We start from the raw sequence: 24,818 nt of genomic DNA on the forward strand, positions 1-24,818 counted from the left end.
ACTGGGCACGGACTGCATCCTGGAGGCTCACCTTGCGCCGCATTCTTCCTCTGCTTCTGCGTTCCGTCGTGTGGTGGTTGCCGCTGCTTCCGTCGTCGTCGGGAGCGGTGTTCGTGGAGAGGGCGGCGACTCTCGGCGTGGACAGTACCGTCTGCATGACCTATGCGGCGGGGTTTGTCGACTTCGATGGAGATTGGGATACGGATCTCTATGTGGGTCGGCACTGGCGCGATCCTTCCATCCTCTATCGGAATGACGGGTCCGGCATGATGACCGATGTGTCTCAGCACTATGGCGTGGGGTACAGCGATCGTCACGATGCCCGGTGGGCCGACCTCGACGGGGACGGCCTGCCGGACCAGTACATCATTCACGGAGCAGGAGGGGGGACGGGCTTCCAGGAGAACGAGTTGTTCTGGAACGAGGGGAACGGCGTGTTCATGGACGGAGCGGTTGCGGCGGGTGTGGGCGACGGCTACGGACGGGGCCGGGAGCTTGGGGTGGCGGACTTCGACCGGAACGGATTCCTGGACTTCTTCGTGGGGAACGACTACCGCCCGGGGTCCACGCGACCCAACCGGCTCTTCTGGAATCTGGGCAATCGCCTGTTCTCCACCGACCCGGGCGGGGGTGACCTCTTCATGGCCCGCAATCATGTGTCCGCCGTGGACTACAACGGCGACTTCTGGCCGGACCTGATGCTGACCAATCCTCACGCGCAGCCCGGGGAACTCTATCGAAACGAGGCCGGATCGGGCTGGACGAACATCACCGCGACCGCGTTTCCGAATGAGCCTGAAGCACTGGGGATGGCGCAGGGGATGGCGTGGGGGGACATGGACAACGACGGCGATCTCGATCTCTTTGTTTCCGCGGGAGTCCGTGGCATGTGGGATTTCGTGGGGCTGGAGGCCGACTCCGTGCGGTGGTATCTGGAGTGTGAGATCGGGGAGACGAAGCGCGTCGACGCGGTTGTGGTTGCGGACTCGGTGACGATTCGCGCGGTGGCGTCGGACTTTCACCCGCTGACCTTTCATGTCGGAGCACTCGGGCTGGTTCCGCCGGACTTCCCGGCGACCTTCGCGATCGCGGACATTGTGGGTGAGCCGGTCGATCCCGGCGAAGGGGGACTGTTCCTGTGGAGCGATCCGGGCGCGTCGTCGGACACAGTCCGGGTACGCCTCTCCGGCGGATCGGCGAAGGGCCTCCTTGCGGGAGGATCGCTTCGCTTTCCCGGCGGGGCCATTCTCTCCGTGACCGCCGACTCTCTGTCGCCTCCTCCGCCCTACGCGTTCGCCTCGTGGCAGAACGGTCTGTTTGAGAATCGGGGGGACGGGACATTCGCCGAGTCGAAGTCGGGGTTCCGCGATCTGGACAACCCCTCGTGGAATACGATGGGCGCCGCGTGGGTGGACTACGACAATGACGGCTGGCTGGACCTCTACCTGTGCAACGGCGGGACCATCGAGACCGGCAACCAGCCGAATGTGCTCTTGAGGAACACGAACGGAACATCCTTCCTGGATGTGACGACCGCAGAGGGGGTCGCTGGCTCCACGGTGGGAATGACGGATGGCGCGTGCTGGGGAGATGTGGATGGCGACGGCGACCCGGACCTCTTTGTGACGCACGGCGCGGAGCACCCGCCGGATGGCGTCGGGCCGCGCGAGCTGTTTCTGAATGAAGGAACCCGCGGGAACTGGGTGGTTCTTCGTCCGCGCGGGATGGTCTCCAATGTGACGGGAGTGGGGTCCGTCTTCCGTGTTGTCACGGGAGGACGCGAGATCTGGAGAACGCTCCTCGGGGAAAGCGAGAACGGTTTCCACTCGACCCCGGAGGTGCGCGTCGGCCTCGGCGTGGAGACGGTCTGCGACACGGTGGAGTGCTTCTGGCCGTCGGGTGTGGTGGACCGGTGGACGGCGGTCTCCGGCAACGCCTCCTATCTTGCGATCGAAGGCGGAGAGCTTCGCGCCGCCGGCCCGCCTTCGCTGGAGATCACGCCGGCCGTCATCGCGGACACACTGGTGGCGCGCGAGTTCCGGAGCTACGGCGTGGACCTTGCGAATACCGGGGCAGCGGCAGCGGACTTTTCCGTATCGATCGAGGATTGCACCGGGGGCGCCGTTTCGTGGGTGACGGTCTCTCCGTCGGCGAGCGCCGTCTGGCCTGCCGGGACCCGGAGCGTTGTGCTGAGTGCGGATGCCTCCTTCGCGACTGCGGGAGATTATTGCCTCCGGGCGGTGTTTGCATCGTCCGATCCGGCGGGGCCGGACACGCTCGACATTTCCCTGACCGTGAACGAACCCGAGACGGGAGTCTCTCTTTCTGAAGGGGCTCCCGTTCGCTTCGCGTTGGGTCGACCGCTGCCGAATCCATCGCGCGCAGGTGTCCGGATGGAACTGGCTCTGCCGCAGGCAGGGGAGGTGGATGTCGCGGTCCTTGATCTGCAGGGTCGGCGGGTTGCCACGCTGGCGCGGGGACGCCGACCGGCGGGGAGGTCCACGCTCGTCTGGACCCCCGGCAAGGGCGACCTGCGGCCCGCGCCCGGTGTCTTCTTCGTCCGTGCGAGCTGGAAGGGTCTCACTTCCTCCAGAAAAGTCGTTCTGATCCCCTGATTCAGGCCGATCAACCCCCCACGGCCGCATTTTTCCCTTATCCAAGAGTGGACATCGGTCTAGAATGGCCACGATTTGCGTCGGGCGTCTCGCTTGCGAGGCAGCCCGGAACCTGTGTGTTTTCAGACTCACCATGAGGACCGGTTGTCATGACCTATGTCGTTGCGGAGCCTTGCGTTCGCTGTAAGTACACCGATTGCGTGGCCGTCTGCCCCGTCGAGGCATTCAAAGAAGGCAAGAACTTCCTCGTCATCGATCCAGACATCTGTGTCGATTGCGACCTTTGCGTTCCGGAATGTCCCGCGGACGCGATCTTCTCGGAGGACAATCTCCCCGAGAAGTGGGAGGCGTACACGGAGATCAACGAGCGATACTCTCAGGAGTGGCCGGAGATCTCTGAACAGAAGGAACCCCTTCCGGACGCCGACGAATGGAAGGGCGTCGAGGGCAAGTTGGAGCACCTGGATGCAGGGGCCTTCGAGGAGTAGGACTCCGCAGGCTCTGGCCCGGTCCAATCCGCGAACGGCCCGCCTTCGGGAGGGCCGTTCCGCTCGGGGGGTGGGTCCGTGAATGTTCTCGATTCAGCGATCGCGGCGGTCGTCCCACGGCTTCCTCAGTCCGTGGTGGGTCGCGTTTCCAGGAAGTACATCGCCGGAGAAACACTGGACTCCGCGCTGGATGCCACGCGCGCGCTGAACCAGTGCGGGATGTCGGTGACGCTGGATGTTCTCGGCGAGAACATTGACAGTGCGGGGCAGGCGGATCCCACGGTGAAGACCTACCGGGACGCACTGTCCGAGATGGACTCCCGTTCGCTGGACGGGAACATCTCCATCAAGCTGACGCATCTGGGACTTCGCGTGGATCGCGCAGCCTGCGAGGCGAACGCCCGCGCCATCGTGGCGGATGCGCATCGCCGGGGGATCTTTGTCCGGGTGGACATGGAAGACTCCGGCACGACGGACGCCACGCTGGAGGTGTTTCGCGAACTCCGGTCTGAGTTCAGCGGAGTGGGGATTGTCCTGCAGTCGGCGCTTCGGCGAAGCGAGGCCGATGCTCGCGCGCTGGCCGCAGAGGGAGCGCGGGTCCGGGTCTGCAAGGGGATCTACCGCGAACCGAAGGCCATCGCCTTTCAGGATGCCACGGAGATTCGACACTCCTTCCTGCGGCTTGTGGACATCCTTCTGGGACACGGCTGCCATGTCGCCATTGCCACGCACGATGACGAACTGGTCGAGAAGTCCGGGCACCTTCTGGAGGAGCGAGGTGGCTGTGACGGGAGCTACGAGTACCAGATGCTTCTTGGCGTGCGCGAAGACCTGCGGCGGGACCTCGTGGCTGCGGGGCACCCGATGCGCGTCTATGTTCCGTTCGGGCAGGACTGGTACGCTTACTCCATCCGCCGCCTGAAGGAGAATCCCCGGATCGCGGGGCACATCGCGCGCGCGATGCTGCGGAGACGCGGGTGATCTCCGTGTGTCCCCGTCCTGCGCTCGCCGCAGTTCTTGCGCTCGGGCTGCTGGTTCCCTCGCGGGCCGGCGCCGGTTGAGGCGTGCGCGGGCCCTGACCCGGGTCCGGTTCGCCGGTCGGCGGCGCGAAATCCATGGCATTTCGTATGATCCGGGGGGCGGCCCCGGAGCTTTCCGCCGCGCTGCGTTCACTCGACGAGAGCATCGCCGTGGAATTCGCCGGGACGATCGGCATCGGCGGCAGTCTCCGCGCGAAGGTCACGCTCCCGTGGGGACCGCGCGGAGGCTGCTTCGACCCGTTGGTGACGCTGGCGCGACCGCTCTATCCCGGCGGACTTTCCCCGCTTCTCGGCAGCGTGGTGGTGGAGGGTGGACTCACGCTTCCCGTGGGCCGACACACCCGTTCCGTCCCGCTCACCTTCCCTCACGATTCCGACGACAACCCCGGGTTGATCCTCGGCGGGCGGGGAGTCCGTCGCCTGCGCGGTGCGCTTCGCGCATCGGGTTCACTGGATCTGCGGGTGCCGCTTGGCAGGGGAAGTCGCCGCGGTCGCCTGGCGATGGCGGGAGGGGATCTCACCTGGCGATTCTGGAGACCGGGGCTCGAAGTCAGCGCGGGCGTGCTCGGCGTGAGGCAGGATGGCGGAACGGTGGCACCCCGCAAGCACGCGGCCCTCCTCGTTGTCGGCGTGGCCGGTGCGGCGCGTGGATTCCCGCCGGGGAAGTGGTGGTGGCGGCTGGAGGCGGAATCTCGGGTTCTCGGGGAAGCGTCCCGCGGCCTTCGCCTGTCCGCGGGGCGGCGGTTTCACGGAAGGTAGTCCGCTGCTTGCCCGGCGCGCCTTTCCGGCGTATCCTCCCCGGTTATTCGGACCAGATCAGGAAGGGATGCCATGACACTCTCCACGGATGTTCTTCGCAGAATGCCGAAGGTCCTGCTTCACGATCATCTCGACGGCGGTCTTCGCCCGGGAACCGTGATCGAACTGGCGGGCGAGGCGGGTTTCGAACTGCCGACCACCCACGAATCCGACCTTGAGAAGTGGTTTCACGAAGGAGCCATGTGCGGAAACCTGAGTCAATACCTTCAGGGATTCTCGGCGACCACCGGTGTCATGCAGACTTCGGAGGCGCTGGAGCGCGTCGCCGAAGAGATGCTGGAGGACATGGCAGGCGACGGCGTCGCTTATGTGGAGACGCGCTTCAGCCCGCTCTTCCACACGGAAGGCGGTCTCAAGCACGACGAGGTGGTGGAAGCCGTCATCAAGGGACTGGAGCGCGGGCGTGAACTCTACGGCGTTCGCTGGGGGCTCATTCTCTGCGGGATGCGCAGTATGGACCCCATGACATCGCTTGCGATTGCGGAACTGGCCGTGGCTTACAGGCATCGCGGTGTGGTCGGGTTCGATCTGGCCGGGGACGAGATGGGACATCCGCCGAAGGATCATCTGGAGGCATTTCAGTACATTCATCGCGAGAACTTCAACATTACCATCCACGCGGGGGAAGCGTTCGGGAAGGAGTCCATCTGGCAGGCGCTCCAGTACTGCGGCGCGCATCGGATCGGCCACGGAACGAGGCTTCGGGAAGATCTCTTTCTTGAGCAGGATCGCGTGGTCGGAATCGGATCTCTTGCCGGATACATCCTGGACAAGCGCATTCCCGTAGAGATCTGCCTCACTTCGAACATCCATACCGGCGCGACGAAGTCGTACGACGACCATCCCTTCCCGTACTTCTTCGAGAAGAGATTCCGCGTCACGCTGAACACGGACAACCGGCTGATGAGCGATGTCACCATGACTGGGGAGTACGAGGCTGCCCACCGGGAGTATCGCCTGGACTTCACGGACCTGGAGAAGATCTCCATCAACTCCATGAAGAGCTCGTTCCTGCCTTACCGGGAGCGGCTTGCCGTCATCTACGATGTCCTCAAGCCGGGTTTTGCCAGGTTGCGGCAGGAACTCGGGATCCCGATGCCTGCGTCAGCCGTCATTCTCCATTGAGTCGGATTCCCGCCGGCGTTGCCCACGCGACACCGGCCCGGCCGCTCCCGAGTGCGGTGGCCATTCCCGTGAGCCGCGATGCGGGACGCGGGCTCTTGGTGCTGGCCGGGCGGAGGGATCCCCGGGCCGGATTCCTGGGCGGCTTCCATGCGTTTCCGGGCGGAGTGCACGAGGAGTCGGACGGGGAGCTCATCCCCGGGGCGGAGGAGGAAGTCCTTCGCCGGACGGCGGCCCGGGAACTGCTGGAGGAAACCGGGCTCCGTATCGATCCGGCAGACCTGCTGGACGCCGGGCGGAGAATCACGCCGCCTTTTTCGAGCCGCCGTTTCGATTCACGGATGTATCTGGCGCCCTTTGCGGAACCGCTGCTCCCGTCACCCTCGACCGCGGAACTCTCCGACCTCCACTGGACCCGGCCCGCCGACCTTCTGACCCGATGGGAGAGGCGTGAGATTCGTGTCTCGCCGCCGCTCTTGCCACTCTTGCGGGAGATGGTGCGGGATTCGTCGGGGAGTCCGCGGGATCTTGCGGGTCGGCTGCGATCCGTGAACGAAGAGATCGAACAGGTCGGGGCGAGTGCTGAGTTTGCGCCGCATGTTCATCTCATCCCGCAGGCCACCCCGACGCTTCCGCCCGCAACGCACACCAACTGCTATCTGGTGGGCTCGCGGGAGTTTGTGGTGATCGACCCGGGAAGCGCCCGGGCGGACGAGGCCGAGCGGCTTCGCGCGCACATTGCCCGGCGCGTGAAGGAAGGCGGTCGTCCGGTGGCCATCCTGGGCACCCACCACCACCCGGACCATGTGGCGGGAGTAGAGGTGGTGGCGAACGAGTGGGAGTTGCCGGTTCGTATGCATCGCCTCACATGGGAAGCGTGGGGCGGCATTCCTCCGCAGGGTCTGGACCGGCAGGATCTGGAGGATGGTGCAGAGATCCATCTCTCCGGTGGGGAACGCTTGCGCGCACTGCACACCCCCGGGCATGCCGTGGGGCATCTCTCGTTTCTGGAGGAACGCGCGGGCGCACTCTTCGCGGGGGATCTGGTGAGCGGAGCTTCGACGATACTCGTTGAGTCGGCACCGGGGGGGCTCGTTCGGTATCTGGCATCCCTGGCGCGCATCCGCGATCTGAACGCGACCACGCTCTTCCCGGCGCACGGCACTCCCATGACGGCCCCCGCCGCGGACATTCAGCGCGTGATGGATCACCGCCTGGATCGGGAGCGTCGCATTCTTGCTGCGGTCGTCTCGGGTGCGCGCACGGTGGACGAGGTCGTGGGTGTCGCGTACGACGATCTGCCCGATTCCGCGCATCCTCTGGCCGCGCTTCAGGCCGGTACGCACCTGATGAAACTGGAGGACGAGGGTCGCATCAGCCGGGACCCCTCCGGCACATGGAGCCCGGCGTGACCTCCCGCCGTCTCACGCCAGTTCTTCTCCTGTTCTTCCTCTCGGGAGCCAACGGGCTTCTCTATCAGGTGGTCTGGGTGCGGCAGTTCGTGCATGTCTTCGGCGCGACGGTGCTGGCCGTGTCGACCGTCCTGGCCGCATTCATGGGAGGGCTTGCGCTGGGCGGTGCCTGGGGCGGGCGCATCGCGAGGCGCCTGCGCCGTCCTCTCCGAACCTATGGCTGGATGGAACTGGGGCTTGCGCTCTACGCGGGAGCGGTCCCCTGGATTCTCGTGCTGCTCGACCCGGTGTACGGGGCGCTCAACGCGAAGCTCGGCGGGTCTTTCTGGATGCTGTCCACCGTCCGATTCGCACTGTCCACCCTGGTTCTCGTGCCTCCCACCTTTGCGATGGGAGCCACGCTGCCGATTCTCGCGCGGTATGCGGAGGGCGGGAATCGAGCGGCTTCCGGAGTGGCACGCCTGTACTCCGTCAACACGCTGGGGGCGGTGGCGGGGACGGTGGCGACCGGCTTCGTTCTTCTGCCGGAAATCGGGGTCTTGCGGACGCTGGCGCTCGGGGTGCTGGTGAATCTCCTTCTTGCGGTCACCGCAATACTCCTTGGCCGCCGCGAAGAGGCGGGTGCTCCGCGCACTCCCGAAGCCCCGCGTGCCGGAGAGACCGTCGTTCGCGCGATCCCCGGCAGCCTGATCCTTCTGACGGCCGGAGTGCTGGGCTTTGCGGCGCTCTCCTCCGAGATCCTCTGGACGCGGGTCTTGTCACTGGCTCTTGGCGGAACGGCGTATTCGTTCGTGATTGTGCTCGCGGTGTTCCTGCTCGGGATTGCGGGGGGGAGCGCATGGGCGGCGCACCTCTTGCGGGGCGGGGGGAGCCGGGCGCAACGCGTGTTCGTGGCGTGCCCGGCCGCCATCGCGTGGCTCACGCTGGCGCTGCTCCCGGTGTTCGACCGTCTCCCCGGGCTTTTCATGGAGCTGTCGGCCCGTGGTGGAGGCTGGGCAGGGGGGATTGCCGTGCGCGCGGTCGTGGCGGCCATTCCGCTTCTCCCGCCCACATTCCTCTCGGGGGCCGCCTTCCCGCTGGCGGTGGGGATCCTGCGCCGGGATGGCGTGAGTCGTTCGGTGGGCGATGTCTACTCGGCCAACACGCTCGGCGCGATTCTCGGATCCTGGGCTGCCGCTTTCGTCTTGATTCCCGCGTTCGGCCTGCGCGGAGGACTCCTGTTCGGCTCGGCGGTCCTGACTGCGTCAAGTGCTGTTCTGCTGCTCGCGCTCGGGTCCCGACGAACTGCCGGAATGTCTGTGGCTCTGATTCTCGTCACAGCGGCCGGGATGGTAGGTCTCCCCGACTGGAATCGTGCGCGGCTGACCCGGGGTGGCTTCGCCGTGGCCGTGGATCTCCGGCGTTCCGGCGCGGCCGAGCTGGGCGAGGAGCGAGGCGAGGTGGTCTTTCTGGAGGAGGGCATCACTTCCACGATCACCGTCCGGCGCTGGGGGGGGGATCTCAGCATGCAGATGAACGGCGTGACCGAAGCGAGCAACACGAAGGATCTGGTTACGCAGGTTGTGCTCGGCGGTCTGGGGGCGATCCTGCACGAAGGGCCGCAGGATGTGCTGGTGATCGGACTGGGAAGCGGGATTACGGCCGCGGCCGCCGCCAGTCATCCCGGCGTGGAGAGTGTGGACTGCGCGGAAATCTCCGAAGCCGTCATCCGGGGTGCCCGCTGGTTCGATGAAGATGCCGACCACATTCTGGACGATCCGCGTCTCCGCATGATTGTCGGAGATGGCCGGAATCACCTGCGCCTGACGGATCGCACCTATGACCTCATTGTGTCGGAGCCGTCGAATGTGTGGAACTCGGGAGTCGGGGCGCTGATGACGGCGGAGTTCTTCGAACTGGCGTCCGAGCGACTCAACCCCGGCGGCATTCTAGTTTCCTGGATTCAGGGGTACTCGTTGTCGTCGGAAGCCCTGCGATCCGTTCTGGCCGCCGCCCGGGGGAGTTTCCCCAGGGTGTCGTTGTGGATGGGTGGATGGGGCGACTTCATGATTGTCGCGGGAGATGCCCGGTTTGGGATCGATGGGGAGCGCCTCCTTCGCAAGGGTCGCAATCCCGAGGTCGGCAAGCTGCTCGCGCGCATGGAGACGCCGGACCTGCTCAGCCTGCTTGCGAAGAACCTCCTGGCCGGAGATGCGGTCGACCGGTTTGTGGACGGGTTCCCGGCGAACTCGGACGACAATCTCTACCTGGAGTTCGAGGCCCCCCGCCTGATCCACAAGGACACCATGCCCGAGCTCTTCCGGCGGTTGCAGCGGAATGCAGGCGGCACGGAGCAGCTGCTCGTGAACGCCCCCCCCGGACTGGCGGAGGCTCTTCCCGGTGTCCGCCGCGCGGCGAGTCTCGATACGGCGGCGCGCCTCTCTTTCCGAGCAGGGGAAGGCGTGGAGGGAATGCGCCAGGCGGAGGAAGCCTACCGCCTCCAGCCGGCCTCTCCGTCAACGGCCCGGCTTCTGGCCATCGCATTCACCGGGCGGGGAGAGGCGCGAATGCGTCAGGGGCAGTCGCGGGAAGCGGCGGAAGACTTCCTGCGGGCGGTGGAACTGAGTCCGGCGGATCCGGCGCCCTTCGCGAATCTGGCACGACTCCATCGTGGCGAAGGCCGGTGGACGACGGCGTGCGAAGCCTCGGACGAGGCCCTCCGGCGTGCGCCGCGGAATCCCGACTACCTTGCGCAGCGTGCCGAGCTTCACTTGCGCATGGGCGAATCGGAAGAGGCGGCCCGCCTGGCGCGGGCTGCGCTGGAGCGAAGCTCCGGGAACCGGGAGGCGTTCATCGCGCTGGGGCAGGCCCTGGATCGCCTGGGGAGGGGGGCGGAGGCAGACGGCGTGTGGGCGACAGCGCTTCGCCGCTTTCCGGAGGATCGGGACCTGGCCCATCGGGCGGCGAAACGGTCGCTTCAGCCGGATCCGGAGTGAACGGGAGAATCCTCTGTGCCGGGGCTTGACGGAGAGGGTTAAGCCCGGTAAACATAATGAAGTTCACCACTACCTCCGCGGAGAGACGAGCCCATGAAAGTCTGGAAACGGTTCAGCCAGAAGGAGATCACCCACTCCATGGCCCATTACCTCCAGGCCGTGGCCGCGCTGAAGCGGGAGAAGGGGCACGCGCGCGTCGGGGACATCGCCGGGAAGCTCGGCGTGTCGAAGAGCGGCGTCACGAGCATGCTGCGCTCTCTCCAGGGTCGGGGTCTGGTGGATCACGAGCGCTACGGCTGTGTGGAACTCACCACCGAGGGCGTGCGCTTCGCCCGACAGACGGAAGCCAACCGGCGCATCCTCACGGTTTTCTTCAGCGAGATTCTGGGCGTCACGCCCCGGGCTGCGGACGAAGACGCTTGCATGATTGAGCACCTCGTGAGCCCGGAGGCCATGAATCAGCTTCTACGCCTGACCACGCTGGTGCAGTCGGATGACCCGGTGGCCACGGCCTTCCGCGAGGCATTTCGCGAGTACCGCCAGACTTGCAGTGTGGGTGGAGAGGACTGTGGAATCTGTGAAGACACCTGCCTCCGGGAGACTTGGTGCGAGGACGCAGACCGAACGGATTCCGGAAGGGGTGAAGGATGACGCATTTCACCCACCCCCGGACGCTGGACAAGGTGCCCCCCGGTACCGAAGCCGTGATTCAGGAAGTGGGCGGTCTGCCGGAGGGTTCGCGTCGCCTGATGGAGCTGGGGCTCGTTCCCGGAACGCGCGTGCAGGTCATCCGCCGGGCGCCGCTGGGTGACCCGCTGGAGATTCGCGTCCGCGGGACTCACTTGTCTCTGCGCCTGTCGGAGGCAGCTGAAGTCTATGTCTCACCAGCCTGAGAAGGAGACTGCGGCCCCCCGGCTGGCCCGCGTGGCTCCACGGCCCACACCGAATCCGGAAGAGCGGTCGGTGGCCATTCTCGGCAATCCCAACTCGGGGAAGACCACCCTTTTCAACGCACTCACCGGTCTTAGACAGAAGGTCGGGAATTACCCCGGTGTGACGGTGGAAAAGAAGATCGGCCGCTGCGAGCTTCCCTCCGGAGGCGCGGTGGATGTTCTGGATCTTCCGGGGACATACAGTCTGCGGCCCGGATCCCCGGATGAGATGATCGTGCGGGATGTTCTGCTCGGCCTCCAGCCGGATACTCCCAGCCCGGATCTTGTGGTGTTCGTCGTGGATGCCACGCGCCTTGACCGACATCTCTTCCTTGCCATGCAGGTCATCGAACTGGGTCGACCGGTGATCTTCGTGCTCAACATGATCGACGAAGCGGAGAAGCGCGGTTTCTCCATCGATGCCCCGGCGCTGGAGCGGTTGCTCGGGGTGCCGGTGGTTCCGATCTCCGCGTCGAAGGGAATCGGCATCGGAAACCTGCGGCGGGCCATGGAGCGTCCGGTGGAACCGTCCACCGCGACCTTCCGGCAGTGGCCCCCGATGGTGCGGAAGGTCCTTGCGTCTCTGTCGGCACGCCTCCCCCGCAGAGGGCTCCTCTCCGACGCCGGGCGGCTCGATCTGGCGATGGCGCTGCTTCTGGACGACGGCGAGGATGATGCGCTGGGCCGTTACACCCCTCCGGAGGTTCAGGACGATCTTCCGGTTCTGCGCTCCCGGCTGGACGCGGCGTTCCCGGAGTGGCAGTCCCACGAACCGGTGGGGATCTACGACGCCATCGAAGAGGTGATGACGGCCGCTGTACGGAGCCCCGACGAAGAAGTCGACAGCGTACGCGAGCGCATCGACCGCGTCCTCACTCACCGAGTCGCCGGGCCGGTGTTCTTCGCTGTGCTGATGGGGACCGTCTTCCTCTCCGTGTACGAGTGGGCGGCCCCGTTCATGGACCTCATCGATTCCGGCGTCGGCTCTGTCGGCGGGCTCCTGACCGGAGTTCTGCCGGAAGGGCCGATACGATCACTGGTGGTGGACGGCATTCTCGCGGGCGTGGGCGCCATGGTGATCTTCGTGCCGCAGATCGCCATTCTCTTTCTGTTCATCGCGATCATGGAGGACTCCGGCTACATGGCACGCGCCGCGTTCATCATGGATCGGCTCATGGGGAGGGTTGGGCTTTCGGGGCGCGCGTTCATTCCGCTGCTCTCCTCCTTCGCTTGCGCCATTCCCGGAGTCATGGCGACGCGCACCATTGCGCACCGCCGCGATCGTCTGGCGACGATGATGATTGCGCCGTTCATGTCGTGCAGTGCGCGTTTGCCGGTGTACGCGCTTCTCATCGGCGCCTTTGTTCCTCATCGCATGATCGGGATCTTCCCGATGCAGGGGCTCACGCTCTTCGCCATGTACATCCTTGGGATTCTCATCGCGGTGGGCGTGGCATGGACGCTGAAGCGAACAGTTCTCCGGGGCGGCAAGCCGCTCTATGTGATGGAGCTGCCGCCGTATCGAATGCCGTCCATACGCTCCGTCACCGGCATTGTCCTGGAGCGGAGCGTGCTCTTCCTGCGAAAGGCAGGCACCGTGATTCTTGCGGTGTCCATCATCCTCTGGTTCCTGGCGTCGTACCCGAACGGCGGGCCCACGGTGGGTCCGCTGCAGGAGCAACGGGTTGCGGCGGAGACCAGGGGAGACACGGAGGCGGCGGCGGAACTGGAGGGGCGGATCGCCGGAGAAACACTTCGGAACTCGTTTGCGGGGCGGGCCGGGCGTTTTCTCGAGCCGGTGATCGAGCCGCTCGGGTTTGACTGGCGCATCGGGATCGGACTCATCACCTCGCTGGCGGCTCGCGAGGTCCTGGTGTCGACCATGTCCACGGTCTTCCATCTGGGGGACTCGGACGAGGACTTCGTTTCGCTGCGAGAGAAGATGCGCACCGCGACGGATCCGGAAACGGGGGAGCGTGTCTACACCACGCTGACCGCCGTGAGCCTGATGGTCTTCTTCGTCCTGGCCTGCCAGTGTCTGGCCACGCTGGCGGTGGTGCGGCGGGAGACGGCTTCCTGGCTCTGGCCGGCCTTCATGTTCGTGCTGATGAACTCGCTGGCCTGGGTGGCTTCATTCGTCGTGTATCAGGGCGGGCTGCTTCTGGGACTGGGGTGAAGGCGATGTCGATCGGGGCACAGGACGCCGTCGTTCTTCTGGCGGCACTCGGAGCGGGAGCCTGGCTCTTCGCGAGATGGCGCGGCAGGCGTCGCCGCTCCCCGGGGTGCGGATGCTCCTCCTGCCCGGCAGCACCGCCCGAAGACGGTGCGCCGATACGGATGCCGGAGGGGGTTACTCGGGCGGGGAAGCAAACGCCTCCATCAGTTCGGTGATGGTCGGGGCGTTCTCGGCATCGTGAATGGCTGCCTCTGCCGCCGCTATCCTGTCTGAGGAAAGCACTCCCTTCGAGAGCGCGTGGAACTTGGCTTCCATTTGCGCGTCGGTCATGGGGTTTCGCGGATCTCCCATGGGATAGTCCATTCGCTGCGTATGGGTCTTTCCGTCCGTGGTCGTGATGGAGACCTCGCACGGCTGGAGAGCCGGGAAGAGCTCTTCGAACTCCGCCTTCGCCTCCACCCGGATCTTCGCCATGAGCGGCCGAAGCTCCGGATCCACGATCCGTTCCCGTTCGAACTGCGCGGTCGTTACGCTGCCGTCGGCCAGCGCGGCCGCAATGCAGTAGGGCAGCGAGTGGTCCGCCGTTTCCCGGGAGCGCGGGTCATACTTGCTGGGATCGGAGAGGATCTCGGCAGCTCTCGCGATGGTCTGAATGCGGACATCAGAGATGTTCTCCGGGCGCAAGTGGTGTTCTTCGCGGAGCGCCAGCGTAACGGTCAAGGGCGTGTGGATGAGAGCCTCCACGGGGAACGCCTTCATGGAGCACTGGAGAATGCGCCAGGACTCCCCGAGTCCTTCCGTGACGATGTCCCACTTCCAGTCCTTGCTGATGCAGTGGCCGAGGCCTTCCCGCCCTTCGAAGATCGGTTCCGGCCCGACATAGCCCCGCTCCGCGAGGAGCGCTCCCTCAACTCCCGAACGGCAGGCCATGGGGTCGACCGTGTTCTTCATCATGGTGAGATTCCCCGCCGTCACCGACCCGAAGCTCCCGGAGTGCGAGGCGGAGATGCCCACCGCCGCGATGGTGCGCTCGACATCCAGTCCGAGCATCCGGGCGGCGACGAAGGGGGATGCGAACGCCGTCAGCGTGGCATGGTGCCAGCCGACCTCGCGAATGCCGGGGAATGCGGCTTCGCAGAGGCGCATCTCGATCTCATGGCCCAGGACAATGCCGACGATGAGATCGCGTCCCGTCAGGCCTTTCAGCTCTCCCAGTGCCATGGCGGCCGGGAGGATGTCCGACGGATGGGAGGGATCCTGCTTCCAGTAGATGTCGTTGTAGTCGAGCGCGCGAACCATGAGAGAGTTCAGGAAGGACGCATGGAGTGCGGAGGTCTTCGCGCCGGACCCAATGAGCGTGGCCTGCGGCGTCCCGCCGGAATCGAGAAGCACCGAGGAGGCAATCTCCACATCTTCGGTCTGGTACCCGCCGAGGGCGCATCCCACGGAGTCGTAGAGGAAGCGCTTTGCGCACTCGACCGCCTCGGCGGGAAGTGCATCGAAGTCGAGCGTGTGGGACCATTCGGCGAGTGTTCGGCTGACGCTTTGCATGGTAGTTCCCCGGAACCCGCTGGGCGGGTCAGATTTCGGCCCCGTCCGGGACCGCGTAGTTCTTTGGAATGACGACAATGCCGTCCCGGATGAAATGGAAGTCGTGGTCTTCGTACATGCCCGCTGGCTTGGGAGTGATGCGGACGCCTTCGCCGATCCGTGCGTTCCTGTCGATCAGCGCTCCTTCGATGTGGCTGCCGCGGCCAATGCCGAGAGGAGGATCTCCCTGCTGCCGGGGGAGGTCTCCTTCGTAGCCGTCGGCACCGAACATGACCGTTCGTGTGAGTGACGCGTCCGGGCTCACGACGCTGCGAATCCCGATGACGGAGCGATCGATGACCGATCCGTGCAGGTAGCTTCCTTCGCAGATCATGGACTCCCGGACGGAGCACCCGGTAATCCGTGTCGGCCCGAGGAAGCGGGGGCGCGTGTACACCGGTGCTCCGGGCGTGTGAAAGACGAACGGGGGCTCCGACGCCGCGAGCGCAAGGTTGGCTTCGTAGTATGCGCGGATCGTCCCGATGTCTTCCCAGTACCCGCGGAAGATGTGCCCGCGTGCATCCTGTTCCTCCACCACTCGCGGCAGGACATCCCGGCCGAAGTCGACATTCCCGACACGCGTCACCACATCCCGCAGGACATCGAAGCGGAAGAGGTAGATCCCCATGGAGGCGGGATAGACAGGGTCTGTATCTCCCTTCTCGCGGAGACCCGAGGGGAGTTCGTGGCCCGCAAGAAGGTCCGGAGACTCCGGCTTTTCCAGAAAGGAGAGAATGCGGCCGGACGGGTCGAGCTTCATCAGCCCCAGTGCGGAGGTCCGGTCCTCGGAGACCGGCGTGGCTGCCACCGTCACGGCCGCCCCGGTGGAGCGGTGCTGGCGAATCATGGGTCCAAAGTCCATGCGGTAGATCTGGTCGCCGGAGAGGATGAGGACATCGCGCGGCCGGTAGCCCTCGATGTGGACGAGCGACCGGCGGACTGCGTCGGCGGTTCCCTGAAACCAGTCCTTCTCCTGCACGGTTTGCTCTGCCGCAAGACTCTGCACAAAACCGCGCTGGAACGGGCCGAACTGGAATGTGCGGAAGATATGCGCGTTGAGAGATGCGGAGTTGAACTGCGTGATGACGAAGATCCGCGTGACGCCGGAGTTCAGGCTGTTGGAGACGGGAATGTCCACAAGGCGAAACTTGCCGCCCAGCGGGACGGCAGGCTTGGAGCGGTAGCGGGTGAGCGGGTCGAGGCGGGTTCCCCGACCCCCCCCCAGCACGAGGCAGAGGACATCGTTTCTACGCATGGGCCGATCCTAGCGGATTCCGCCCGGCGCGCCACCCCAAAGGCGTGCGTTCCGGCGGCTTCCGCGCCGATCCTTTGCGCGGGAGTCACTTCGTGCGTGGCGCGTCCTTCAGGAATGACTCCGCGTGTAGAACATCTTCCCGGCTTCCGATGAACAGCGGCACGCGCTGGTGGAGCGCCTCAGCCTGAATGTCCAGGACGCGCTCCGTTCCCGTGGAGGCGAGGCCGCCCGCCTGTTCCGCGATGAACGCCATGGGTGCCGCCTCATAGAGCAGGCGGAGCTTCCCTCGCGGGGGGGCATCGGGGCGCTTCCGGTCCATCGGGTAGGCGAAGATCCCGCCCTTGAACAGCGTGCGGTGGAAGTCCGCCACGAGCGATCCGATGTACCGGTGCGAGTATGGGCGACCCTCGGACGGGGCATCTCGCTTGAGATCCTCCAGCCAGTTTCGAGTCTCTTCCGACCAGTACGCGGCGTTGCCCTCGTTGATGCTGTAGATCTTCCCCCGATCCGGCATGCGGATGTCTTCGTGCGACAGAAGGAACTCCCCGACCGATGGATCCAGCGTGAACCCGTGGGCGCCGTCCCCTGCAGTGTAAACGAGCATCGTGGAAGCTCCGTAGAGGATATACCCGCCCGCGATCTGTTCGCTTCCCTTGCGGAGGATGTCCGAAGCCTGCCCGACCGGACCGTGGGTCACTCGGCGATGGATGGACCAGATGGTGCCGATGGACACATTCACATCGATGTTGGATGAACCGTCCAGCGGGTCAATGGCCACCGCATACTTCCCCGGGCGGTCCTTCCGGGAGGTGTTCGGGAGGATGATGTCCTCGTTCTCCTCCGACGCGATCACCGCCACGAAACAGTCCTGTCCGAGTGCGCGGATGAACTGCTCGTTCGCGTAGATGTCCAGCTTCTGGACCTGTTCGCCCTGAACATTGGTTTCGCCCGTGGCACCGAGGATGTCGATGAGACCGGCTTTGTTCACTTCGCGGCTCACGATCTTCGCGGCCAGGACGATCTGGTTGAGGATTTCGGTGAACTCTCCCGTCGCCTCCGGGTGGAGCTTCTGCTCCTCCAGAATGAAACGGTTGCAGGTGATTCCCTTGCGCATGATCTCCGGTCCCGGTGGAGGTGGCTCTCCAGATCCCGCACCGCATGATAGAGGGAGAGTCACAGGCACTCAACTGTGCCGTTTGACGCGCCCCCCGTCCACGGGATACCTTGGTCCCCGTTTTCGAACTGTCGACCGAACCTGGAGGACCTCATGTACTTCGCTTCCACAGAAGAAATGATCGGCGCTCTGTCGGGTGTCTTGAGCTTTTCGAACGGCGATTGCGCCATTCTGGACGAAGATGCGCTGCGGGGTGACGGGATCGACCGCCTCGTCCATACGGCCGTTTTCGCGGAGGAGGAGAGCGTTCGAGATGGGGCACGATGGCTCATCCGCCGCGTCGCGGAGACGGACGGGTGCCCGCCCGCATCGATCCATGAGTTCTATGTGGCACGCTCCACCGGCGCGTACCCGAATGTCACGGTTCCGGCCATCAACCTGCGCGGCATGACCTACGACATGGCCCGCGCGCTCTTCCGGGCGGCGGCCGCCAACGATGCGGGTGCGGTGATCTGCGAAATCGCGAGAAGCGAGATCGGCTACACCCGCCAGCGGCCGGCCGAGTACACGGCGGTGGTTCTGGGCGCGGCGATCAAGGAGTCCTTCCATTCGCCGGTGTTCATCCAGGGAGACCACTTTCAGGTGAAGGCCAAGAACTTCTTCGCGGACCCGGATCAGGAGATCGCGGCGGTCAAGGACATCATTGTGGAGGGCGTGGCCGGCGGGTTCTTCAACATCGATGTGGATGCATCCACGCTGGTGGATCTGGACCAGCCGACCGTTTCCGAACAGCAGTACAACAACTCGCACCGGTGTGCGGAACTCACCGCCAAGGTGCGCGAGGTGGAACCCGAAGGCGTGATCGTGTCGGTCGGAGGGGAGATCGGCGAAGTGGGCGGCAAGAACTCCACGGTGGAGGAGTTCCGGGCATTCATGGACGGGTTCAATCAGGAACTGGCCGCGCATGGAGAGGGCCTCGTCGGGCTGTCGAAAATCTCGATTCAGACCGGGACCGCGCACGGTGGCGTTCCGCTTCCGGACGGGACGATTGCGGATGTTCAACTGGATCTGGAGGCGCTGGAGTCCATCTCACGCGTAGCCCGCGACGAGTACGGGCAGGGCGGGGCGGTCCAGCATGGCGCGTCCACGCTTCCCGAAAGCGCATTCGGGCACTTCCCCCGGACGGAGACCACAGAGATCCATCTGGCGACCGGTTTCCAGAATCAGGTCTACGATGGCGGGCATCTTCCGAAGGATCTCGTGGACAAGGTCCATGACTGGCTGCGCGAGAACTGCGCGGGAGAGCGCAAGGAGGGAGACTCCGAGACGCAGTTCCTCTACAAGACGCGCAAGAAGGGATTCGGTCCGTTCAAGGCCGAGTTCTGGGGATTGCCCGAGTCGGTACGAGAGGCCATCGGGAAGGATCTGGAGGAGAAGTTTGACTTCTACATGAAGATCCTCCGCGTTGAGGGAACCCGGAAGGCCATTGCGGAGTGTGTGACCGTGCCGCCGACGGCGGGACCGCCTCCGGAGTCGCTCGGATCTCTCGTCGGCTAGTCCGCTGAAGGGCACTTCCCCCGCACGGGACAGGTCTCGCAGCGCGGGCTGCGCGCGGGGCAGTGCTTCCGGCCGTGGTGGATCAGGAGGTGAGACGCTTCCGTCCACCACGCCTCGGGGAGGATCGCGCACAGGTCGGCCTCAATCCGCACCGGATCGGACTTCCGACTGAAGCCGAGGCGGTTCGACAGTCGCATCACATGAGTGTCCACCACCATCCCCGGGATACCGAACGCATTCCCGAGGATGACATTGGCTGTCTTCCGCCCGACCCCGGGGAGCGCGGTCAGTTCCTCCATGGTGCGGGGAACTATGCTGCCGTGGAGGGCGATGATCTCCCGGCTCATTCCGAGAATGTTGCGGGCCTTGTTCCGGAAGAAGCCGGTTGAGTGTACCTCCCGCTCCAGTTCGCGAATGTCCGCGCGGGCAAAGTCCTCCACCGACCGGTACTTCTCAAAGAGGTCACGCGTTACGATATTGACGCGCACATCGGTGCACTGCGCGGAGAGGATGGTGGCGACGAGAAGTTCGTGGGGAGTCCGATGCGTGAGTGCGCACTCCACATCGGGGAACTCCACGCGGAGCGCTTTCAGCACCGCGAGCGCACGCTTGCCTCGGGCCGGAGCGGACTCCACTCGTCTCATGCGCGTCACGGCGACACAAGGGTTTTGCGATCGGATGCGGGAACGAGCCATGTGCGCGGGAAGGGGGGCAGCCTACTTCTTCGGGAGGGCATACCGGAAGAACGCCTTCACCGAACCCCAGGAGGTGCTGATGAGAGGCTCATCAACGCCGGTGTCTCCGCCCACCCGAACCGAGCCGAACATTCCCTCGAACTCGTAGGGCGGACTGAAGAACTCGTACACGCCCGTGTCCTGGAAGGTGTGCTCATACCAGTCCGCGTAGGCGACCGTGGTGGAACTCCAGGCATCTCCGGCCAGAGGATCTGCGCTGCCCGTGCCACTCATCACGGAGTGGTCCACAAACGACGGGTCCGAGTTGATCCATCGGACCGTGTCTCCGGGCTGGATCTGAATGGCGGCCGGGACGAACCGGGGCTCATAATCCACAGAGGTCATCTGGACGATGTGAACTTCCGCTGCGGCGACGCCCACGGACAAGAGTCCGACAAGAAGAGCGGCCGACAAGATCAGCTTGCGATGCGCGATCATGATGAACCTCCGCCTGATGATCCCCGAGTGGACCATCCGCAGCTGAGTTCATGGTAGCACCCGACAGGGGGAGGGGTCAACGGGAGTGAAAGGACGCAAGTTCGAGAACCTCGCGTGCCCGGGGGTCTTCCAGAGTCGGGACGGTCCAGTCCGCGCCCGCTTCTTCCAGCGTCTCCATCGACGCGTTGCCTGTCGCAACAGCCAGACAGCGAGCCCCGGCCTCGTGAGCCGCGTGGACATCGTGGATGGTATCGCCGACCACCACCACCGGGACTGCCGCTCCGGCGCGCTCCCGGCCGCGACTCACCGCAATGCGGGTGAGTTCGGGGCGACTCTCGCTGTCGGAACCGAAGCCGCCCAGGTCGAAGAAACCGTCGAGCTGACCGGGCCGGAGCTTGGCGTACGCGGCGACTTCGTAGTTTCCCGTTGCGAGCCCCAGGACCACAGCCGGGTCTTCGGCCAGATCGGCCACCAGCGAGTGTGCTCCGGAAAGAACCTGATAGCCGGGTGGATCGCGCAGGAACTCCTGCAGGTGAACGAGGTAGCGTTTGGTGATCTCGGCCATGCGCGCGTCGTCGGGATCCGGGCCGAGACACTTCTTCGCGATTTCGCGAACGATGGCGGGATCGGTTCGACCGTGGAAGGCGATCCCCTCGACCGCATCCTCCAGGTCGAACATCTCGTGAAACACCTTGCGAAGGGAGCGAAGTCCGGCCCCGCCGGAGTGGATGAGCGTGCCGTCGATATCGAACAGGATCAGGCGCACAGTGGCTCCCGTGGATGCGAGGGGTAGAGGCGCAACGGCCGGGCAGAGTGCCAGACACGGCGCCAGGCGTCAATCCGAAGCGGGAATGCCGCTTGACAGTCAATGGGTGGAGAGGCACCGTCCGCCCCGGTGCCCGGTCCGGGTGAGGATCGGGCGGATTGAACGATCACCGGAGAATCTCGAGGGAGCGGATGGACAGAATCCCAAGGCTCGCTTTGCTGCTCCTCCTGCTGTTCGCGGCGGCTGCGGTTTCGGCCGTGGCGCAGGAGTCCAACCCGGGAGAACTCCCCGGGGCGGATGCTGTTGAACCGGAAGCCATGGTGCCGCCTCCGGCCCCGCCGACCGGGGTTCATGCGGAGGACTTCCCGCACGATGCCGGAGAAGTGATCCGCGTCACCTGGACGACCTCCCCTGACGACGGGAACGCGGATGTTCTCGGGGGATATCGCGTACTTCGCTCTGTGGAGGGCGAGGCCTTCGAATCAGCGGGTGAAGTCGGTCCTGGAGAGTCCCTCTACACGGATGTCGGCGTTGACAACGGAGTAGCCTGCACTTATCGCGTGGTGGCATTTGGCCCGGGCGGAGAAGGGGAGTCGATGACCTCCGAACCCGCCGCCGCATCCGAGCAGTGGTTCTATCTCGACAGGTGGAATGTCGCTGTTGTGGCGTTCCTTGTCTGCGGGGCCATTCTCTACTACATCTACCGGGCAGCGTCCGGTGCGAAGCTCTATATCCGCAAGATCGCCGGAATGGACGCAGTCACCGAAGCGGTGGGGCGCGCCACGGAGATGGGCCAGCCGGTACTCTATGTGGCGGGTATCCAGGATATGGACAATGTTCAGACGGTTGCGGGGATCACCATCCTCGGAACCATTTCCCGGATGATCGCGGAGTACGAGACCAGCTTGCTGATGCCGACCAGTCGCTCGATTGTGATGAGCACTGCGCGGGAGACGGTCAAGGAGGCCTACCTGTCAGCCGGGCGTCCGGATGCCTACCGCGAAGAGAACATTTACTATGTGACGGATGAGCAATTCGGGTATGTCGCTCATGTGGATGGCGTCATGCTCCGGAAGAAGCCGGCGGCCTGTTTCTATCTCGGAGCCTTCTTCGCGGAGTCGCTCATTCTCGCCGAGACCGGCAACCATATTGGAGCCATTCAGGTGGCGGGAACAGCCATGCCGACTCAGCTGCCGTTCTTCGTTGCGGCGTGTGATTACACTCTGATCGGAGAGGAGCTCTTTGCGGCCAGTGCTTACCTGTCCGGTGACGAGAAAATGCTCGGCTCTCTCAAGGGGTCCGACATGGGCAAGGTGCTGTCCGGAGTGTTCATTCTGGCGGGTTCGTTGTCCGTGACTCTGGCCAATGTGACCGGCAGCGGATTCCTGGCGAATGTTTCTTCCTGGCTCGACCGACTCTGGTCAGCGGCCCATTAGTCCCGCCCGGGGCGAAAGGAGATCTCCTTGAAGCGCGGACTTCCAATCATGATCACGGCGGTGATCGGGGCGGTGTTGATCCTGTCCTTTTTCATCCCGCACACACCGTTCCGGCAGATGGAGGAGAGGATTCCGGTCTACTTCGACCTCATCGCCGCGTTCGCATTCATCCTGGGCGGGGGGAATCTCCTTCGCGTGCATCTGACCAGGATCACTCAGAGAGGTACCGACTGGCTCTACTCTCTGGTGACCGTGGGCGGTTTCCTGCTCATGCTGGTGGTGGGACTTACCCGACTGCAACTGGGCGATGGCGGCCTGGGAGTCGCCGAGTCCTTTGATTCGGAAAACACCATCTACATGAAGATGTACCACTCGGTATTCGACCCTTGCCAATCGACCATGTTCTCGCTGCTGGCCTTCTTCGTCGCGTCCGCAAGCTACCGGGCGTTCCGTGCGAAGAACCTGGAGGCCACCATCCTCCTTCTGGCGGCTTTCGTGATTCTCCTGGGACGGACCTTCATCGGTGAGGGAATGACCGCGTTCCTCGTTGGGACTCCGCTGGAGTTCCTCCACATCCCGAACCTGTCCAACTGGATTATGGCTGTCCCGAATCTTGCCGGGCAGCGGACCATCATGATTGGGATTTCACTCGGGATTGTCTCCACTTCGCTCCGGCTGATCCTCGGCATTGAGCGTGCGCACCTGGGGGGTGACTAGACCATGTTGGCCTTCCTGGAAAAACTCGGGTCGCTGGACCGTCGGCTGATCTTTGTGGCCATCGCGCTGACCGTCGCCATTCCTCTGGCGATGAAGCGTCCCGCGCCGGTGGATCCCAGCCCGATCGTGCAGCGTCTGTACGACCATATCGACGCACTCCCTGCCGGTTCGCGGATGCTCCTTTCTCTGGACTACGGTCCCAGCACACGCCCTGAGAACGAACCCATGGCGCATGCGCTGGCCCGTCATTGTCTGGAGAACGACCTCAAGCTGTACATCATGTCGTTGTGGGCGACCGGTCCCCCCATGGCGACCATGCTGATGGACGATGTGATCGTTCCGGACTTCCCCGACAAGACCTACGGGGTCGACTATGTGAACCTGGGCTACAAGGTGGGGAACCAGGGGTTGATCCAGGCCTTGGGCTCGGACTTCAAAGGGCAGTACAACTCCGATACCGGGCATGGGGAGAGGGTGCCTTCGCGGCCCATCGACGACATCCCGATGATGGCGAATGTGGGGGTCATCGCGGACATGGCGATGATTCTCGGAATCGGTTCCGGGTCCCCCGGACTCAAGGAGTGGGTCCAGTTTGCGGGAGATACGGAGGGCGTGACCATCGGTGGCGGGGTGACCGCCGTGGAGGCGCCGCTTCTGTACCCCTACTATCCGAAGCAGTTGATCGGTCTGATGGGCGGGCTTCAGGGGGCCGCCGAGTATGAGGCGGCGCTCATGACCGGCAAACCCCGCTTCGCAGACACCGCGACCACGGCCATGATCCGTATGTTCCCCCAGACGGTGGCGCACGTTGTGATCGTGCTCTTCGTTGTTCTCGGGAACATTTCCTACTTCGCAACCAAGCGCCGCGAGCGCAGATTCTAGGAGGGAGAATCCAGTGGCATTCAGTGAACTCCTGGGTCTGTGGGTCGGAGCGCTTCTGACGCTGATGATCTTCAGCTTCCTTTACAAGGACAACCCGTTTTACAAGTTCGCCGAGCACCTGTTCGTGGGGGTGTCGGCGGCATTCTGGATGGTGCAGGGCTTCTGGGCTACGATCATGCCGAATCTCATCGCCCGGATTTTCCCGGCGCAGATGGCGGACATGTACGAACAGGTTCGCGGACACGATCCGGATTACTTTTACCTGATTCCCGGCATTCTGGGGTTGATCCTCCTGACGCGGTTGATCACTCCGATCGCCTGGATGTCGCGCTGGGCCATGGCGTTTATCATCGGTTATACGGCGGGCACGAATCTCACGCGTTATCTGGCGTCCGACTTCATGGCGCAGGTGCACTCGACCATGTCGTTGCCGTTGATTGTCCAGACGAACGGTGTCTTCTCGCTGGGTGCTTCCCTGTCGAACATCCTGATCGTGGGAGGGGTGCTCTGCGGGCTGTCGTACTTCTTCTTCTCGAAGGAGCATACCGGCGCATTCGGCAAGGCGTCCCGCTTCGGTATCTGGGTGCTCATGGCGGCGTTCGGTGCCAGCTTCGGATACACGGTGATGGCCCGGATCTCGCTTCTCATCGGGAGGTTTGAGTATCTCGGGTCGTGGATTCAGCAGGGAATCCTGATGCAGTAGCTTTGTCGGCGCGGACTTCCCGTGAGGTCCGCGCCAGCCTGCCTTCC

Annotated in this window: 21 protein-coding genes; 15 read left to right on the plus strand and 6 right to left on the minus strand. The window is 64.5% G+C overall.

What is annotated here, in order from left to right; all coding sequences use genetic code 11:
* Window positions 1-32 precede the first annotated feature (32 nt).
* The 10 genes from QF819_05115 to feoB all read left to right on the plus strand — a co-directional run bounded on the left by QF819_05115 (window position 33) and on the right by feoB (window position 13,579).
* Window positions 33-2,615 (plus strand): CRTAC1 family protein, encoded by a 2,583-nt coding sequence (locus QF819_05115; protein ID MDP6802541.1) that lies wholly within the window; start codon window positions 33-35, stop codon window positions 2,613-2,615.
* A gap of 149 nt (window positions 2,616-2,764) precedes the next feature.
* On the plus strand, window positions 2,765-3,103 hold the full coding sequence (locus QF819_05120; GenBank protein ID MDP6802542.1) for a ferredoxin family protein: 339 nt from the start codon (window positions 2,765-2,767) through the stop codon (window positions 3,101-3,103).
* Window positions 3,104-3,181: 78 nt separating this feature from the next.
* Entirely contained in the window at window positions 3,182-4,084 is a 903-nt protein-coding gene (locus QF819_05125) for a proline dehydrogenase family protein (GenBank protein MDP6802543.1), read from the plus strand.
* Between the two features lie 134 nt (window positions 4,085-4,218).
* On the plus strand, window positions 4,219-4,902 hold the full coding sequence (locus QF819_05130; protein MDP6802544.1) for a hypothetical protein: 684 nt from the start codon (window positions 4,219-4,221) through the stop codon (window positions 4,900-4,902).
* 72 nt (window positions 4,903-4,974) lie between these two features.
* The gene (locus QF819_05135; protein MDP6802545.1) at window positions 4,975-6,087 is read left to right on the plus strand and encodes an adenosine deaminase; all 1,113 of its coding nucleotides are present in this window, start codon (window positions 4,975-4,977) and stop codon (window positions 6,085-6,087) included.
* A 56-nt stretch (window positions 6,088-6,143) separates the two neighbouring features.
* Window positions 6,144-7,496 (plus strand): MBL fold metallo-hydrolase, encoded by a 1,353-nt coding sequence (locus QF819_05140; protein MDP6802546.1) that lies wholly within the window; start codon window positions 6,144-6,146, stop codon window positions 7,494-7,496.
* Window positions 7,493-10,471 carry a fused MFS/spermidine synthase gene (locus QF819_05145; GenBank protein ID MDP6802547.1) on the plus strand — a complete coding sequence of 993 codons (2,979 nt, stop codon included), beginning with the start codon at window positions 7,493-7,495 and terminating at the stop codon, window positions 10,469-10,471. The genes QF819_05140 and QF819_05145 overlap by 4 nt, the downstream gene beginning before the upstream one ends.
* Before the next feature lie 93 nt (window positions 10,472-10,564).
* Window positions 10,565-11,122: a metal-dependent transcriptional regulator gene (locus QF819_05150; protein ID MDP6802548.1), complete on the plus strand. Its 558-nt coding sequence runs from the start codon at window positions 10,565-10,567 to the stop codon at window positions 11,120-11,122.
* Window positions 11,119-11,364 carry a FeoA family protein gene (locus QF819_05155; protein MDP6802549.1) on the plus strand — a complete coding sequence of 82 codons (246 nt, stop codon included), beginning with the start codon at window positions 11,119-11,121 and terminating at the stop codon, window positions 11,362-11,364. Before QF819_05150 ends, QF819_05155 begins: the two co-directional genes overlap by 4 nt.
* Complete coding sequence (gene feoB / locus QF819_05160) at window positions 11,348-13,579, plus strand: ferrous iron transport protein B (GenBank protein MDP6802550.1); 2,232 nt, start codon at window positions 11,348-11,350, stop codon at window positions 13,577-13,579. Before QF819_05155 ends, feoB begins: the two co-directional genes overlap by 17 nt.
* A gap of 174 nt (window positions 13,580-13,753) precedes the next feature.
* Here the strand turns inward: feoB and QF819_05165 are convergent, their stop codons facing one another.
* The 3 genes from QF819_05165 to fbp all read right to left on the minus strand — a co-directional run bounded on the left by QF819_05165 (window position 13,754) and on the right by fbp (window position 17,538).
* Window positions 13,754-15,130: an MmgE/PrpD family protein gene (locus QF819_05165; protein MDP6802551.1), complete on the minus strand. Its 1,377-nt coding sequence runs from the start codon at window positions 15,128-15,130 to the stop codon at window positions 13,754-13,756.
* Between the two features lie 28 nt (window positions 15,131-15,158).
* A complete protein-coding gene (locus tag QF819_05170; GenBank protein ID MDP6802552.1) occupies window positions 15,159-16,424 on the minus strand; it encodes a sugar phosphate nucleotidyltransferase in 1,266 nt (421 codons plus the stop codon).
* A gap of 85 nt (window positions 16,425-16,509) precedes the next feature.
* A complete protein-coding gene (gene fbp, locus QF819_05175) occupies window positions 16,510-17,538 on the minus strand; it encodes a class 1 fructose-bisphosphatase (protein ID MDP6802553.1) in 1,029 nt (342 codons plus the stop codon).
* Between the two features lie 153 nt (window positions 17,539-17,691).
* On the opposite strand from fbp, the gene QF819_05180 reads away from it, so the two are divergent.
* Window positions 17,692-19,095 carry a class II fructose-bisphosphate aldolase gene (locus tag QF819_05180; GenBank protein ID MDP6802554.1) on the plus strand — a complete coding sequence of 468 codons (1,404 nt, stop codon included), beginning with the start codon at window positions 17,692-17,694 and terminating at the stop codon, window positions 19,093-19,095.
* On the opposite strand, the gene nth is transcribed toward QF819_05180, so the two are convergent.
* From nth to QF819_05195, 3 genes are all read right to left on the minus strand, one after another.
* Window positions 19,092-19,739, minus strand: a complete 648-nt coding sequence (nth, locus tag QF819_05185; GenBank protein MDP6802555.1) for an endonuclease III — start codon at window positions 19,737-19,739, stop codon at window positions 19,092-19,094. The two genes, QF819_05180 and nth, sit on opposite strands and share 4 nt — an antisense overlap.
* 72 nt (window positions 19,740-19,811) lie before the next feature.
* The gene (locus QF819_05190; GenBank protein ID MDP6802556.1) at window positions 19,812-20,267 is read right to left on the minus strand and encodes a plastocyanin/azurin family copper-binding protein; all 456 of its coding nucleotides are present in this window, start codon (window positions 20,265-20,267) and stop codon (window positions 19,812-19,814) included.
* A 76-nt stretch (window positions 20,268-20,343) separates the two neighbouring features.
* A complete protein-coding gene (locus QF819_05195; protein ID MDP6802557.1) occupies window positions 20,344-21,033 on the minus strand; it encodes an HAD hydrolase-like protein in 690 nt (229 codons plus the stop codon).
* Between the two features lie 191 nt (window positions 21,034-21,224).
* Between QF819_05195 and QF819_05200 the strand changes: the two genes are divergently transcribed.
* From QF819_05200 to QF819_05215, 4 genes are read left to right on the plus strand one after another with little or no spacing between them, the layout of a single operon-like run.
* The gene (locus QF819_05200) at window positions 21,225-22,469 is read left to right on the plus strand and encodes a fibronectin type III domain-containing protein (GenBank protein MDP6802558.1); all 1,245 of its coding nucleotides are present in this window, start codon (window positions 21,225-21,227) and stop codon (window positions 22,467-22,469) included.
* 27 nt (window positions 22,470-22,496) lie between these two features.
* Entirely contained in the window at window positions 22,497-23,186 is a 690-nt protein-coding gene (locus QF819_05205; protein MDP6802559.1) for a hypothetical protein, read from the plus strand.
* Window positions 23,187-23,189: 3 nt separating this feature from the next.
* Entirely contained in the window at window positions 23,190-24,068 is an 879-nt protein-coding gene (locus tag QF819_05210) for a hypothetical protein (GenBank protein ID MDP6802560.1), read from the plus strand.
* Between the two features lie 13 nt (window positions 24,069-24,081).
* Window positions 24,082-24,771: a hypothetical protein gene (locus QF819_05215; protein ID MDP6802561.1), complete on the plus strand. Its 690-nt coding sequence runs from the start codon at window positions 24,082-24,084 to the stop codon at window positions 24,769-24,771.
* Window positions 24,772-24,818 lie beyond the last annotated feature (47 nt).

The sequence above is a fragment of the Gemmatimonadota bacterium genome, from assembly GCA_030747075.1.
In the GTDB taxonomy this organism is placed as follows: Bacteria; ARS69; ARS69; order ARS69; family ARS69; genus ARS69.

Bases quoted from the DNA above. Each gene is read 5' to 3' on its own strand.
- QF819_05155 (MDP6802549.1), top strand. From the start codon at position 11,119: ATGACGCATTTCACCCACCCCCGGACGCTGGACAAGGTGCCCCCCGGT.
- QF819_05200 (MDP6802558.1), top strand. From the start codon at position 21,225: ATGGACAGAATCCCAAGGCTCGCTTTGCTGCTCCTCCTGCTGTTCGCG.
- QF819_05130 (MDP6802544.1), top strand. From the start codon at position 4,219: ATGGCATTTCGTATGATCCGGGGGGCGGCCCCGGAGCTTTCCGCCGCG.
- QF819_05135 (MDP6802545.1), top strand. From the start codon at position 4,975: ATGACACTCTCCACGGATGTTCTTCGCAGAATGCCGAAGGTCCTGCTT.
- nth (MDP6802555.1), bottom strand. From the start codon at position 19,739: ATGAGACGAGTGGAGTCCGCTCCGGCCCGAGGCAAGCGTGCGCTCGCG.
- feoB (MDP6802550.1), top strand. From the start codon at position 11,348: ATGTCTCACCAGCCTGAGAAGGAGACTGCGGCCCCCCGGCTGGCCCGC.
- QF819_05210 (MDP6802560.1), top strand. From the start codon at position 23,190: ATGTTGGCCTTCCTGGAAAAACTCGGGTCGCTGGACCGTCGGCTGATC.
- QF819_05170 (MDP6802552.1), bottom strand. From the start codon at position 16,424: ATGCGTAGAAACGATGTCCTCTGCCTCGTGCTGGGGGGGGGTCGGGGA.
- QF819_05180 (MDP6802554.1), top strand. From the start codon at position 17,692: ATGTACTTCGCTTCCACAGAAGAAATGATCGGCGCTCTGTCGGGTGTC.
- QF819_05165 (MDP6802551.1), bottom strand. From the start codon at position 15,130: ATGCAAAGCGTCAGCCGAACACTCGCCGAATGGTCCCACACGCTCGAC.
- QF819_05150 (MDP6802548.1), top strand. From the start codon at position 10,565: ATGAAAGTCTGGAAACGGTTCAGCCAGAAGGAGATCACCCACTCCATG.
- fbp (MDP6802553.1), bottom strand. From the start codon at position 17,538: ATGCGCAAGGGAATCACCTGCAACCGTTTCATTCTGGAGGAGCAGAAG.
- QF819_05190 (MDP6802556.1), bottom strand. From the start codon at position 20,267: ATGATCGCGCATCGCAAGCTGATCTTGTCGGCCGCTCTTCTTGTCGGA.
- QF819_05120 (MDP6802542.1), top strand. From the start codon at position 2,765: ATGACCTATGTCGTTGCGGAGCCTTGCGTTCGCTGTAAGTACACCGAT.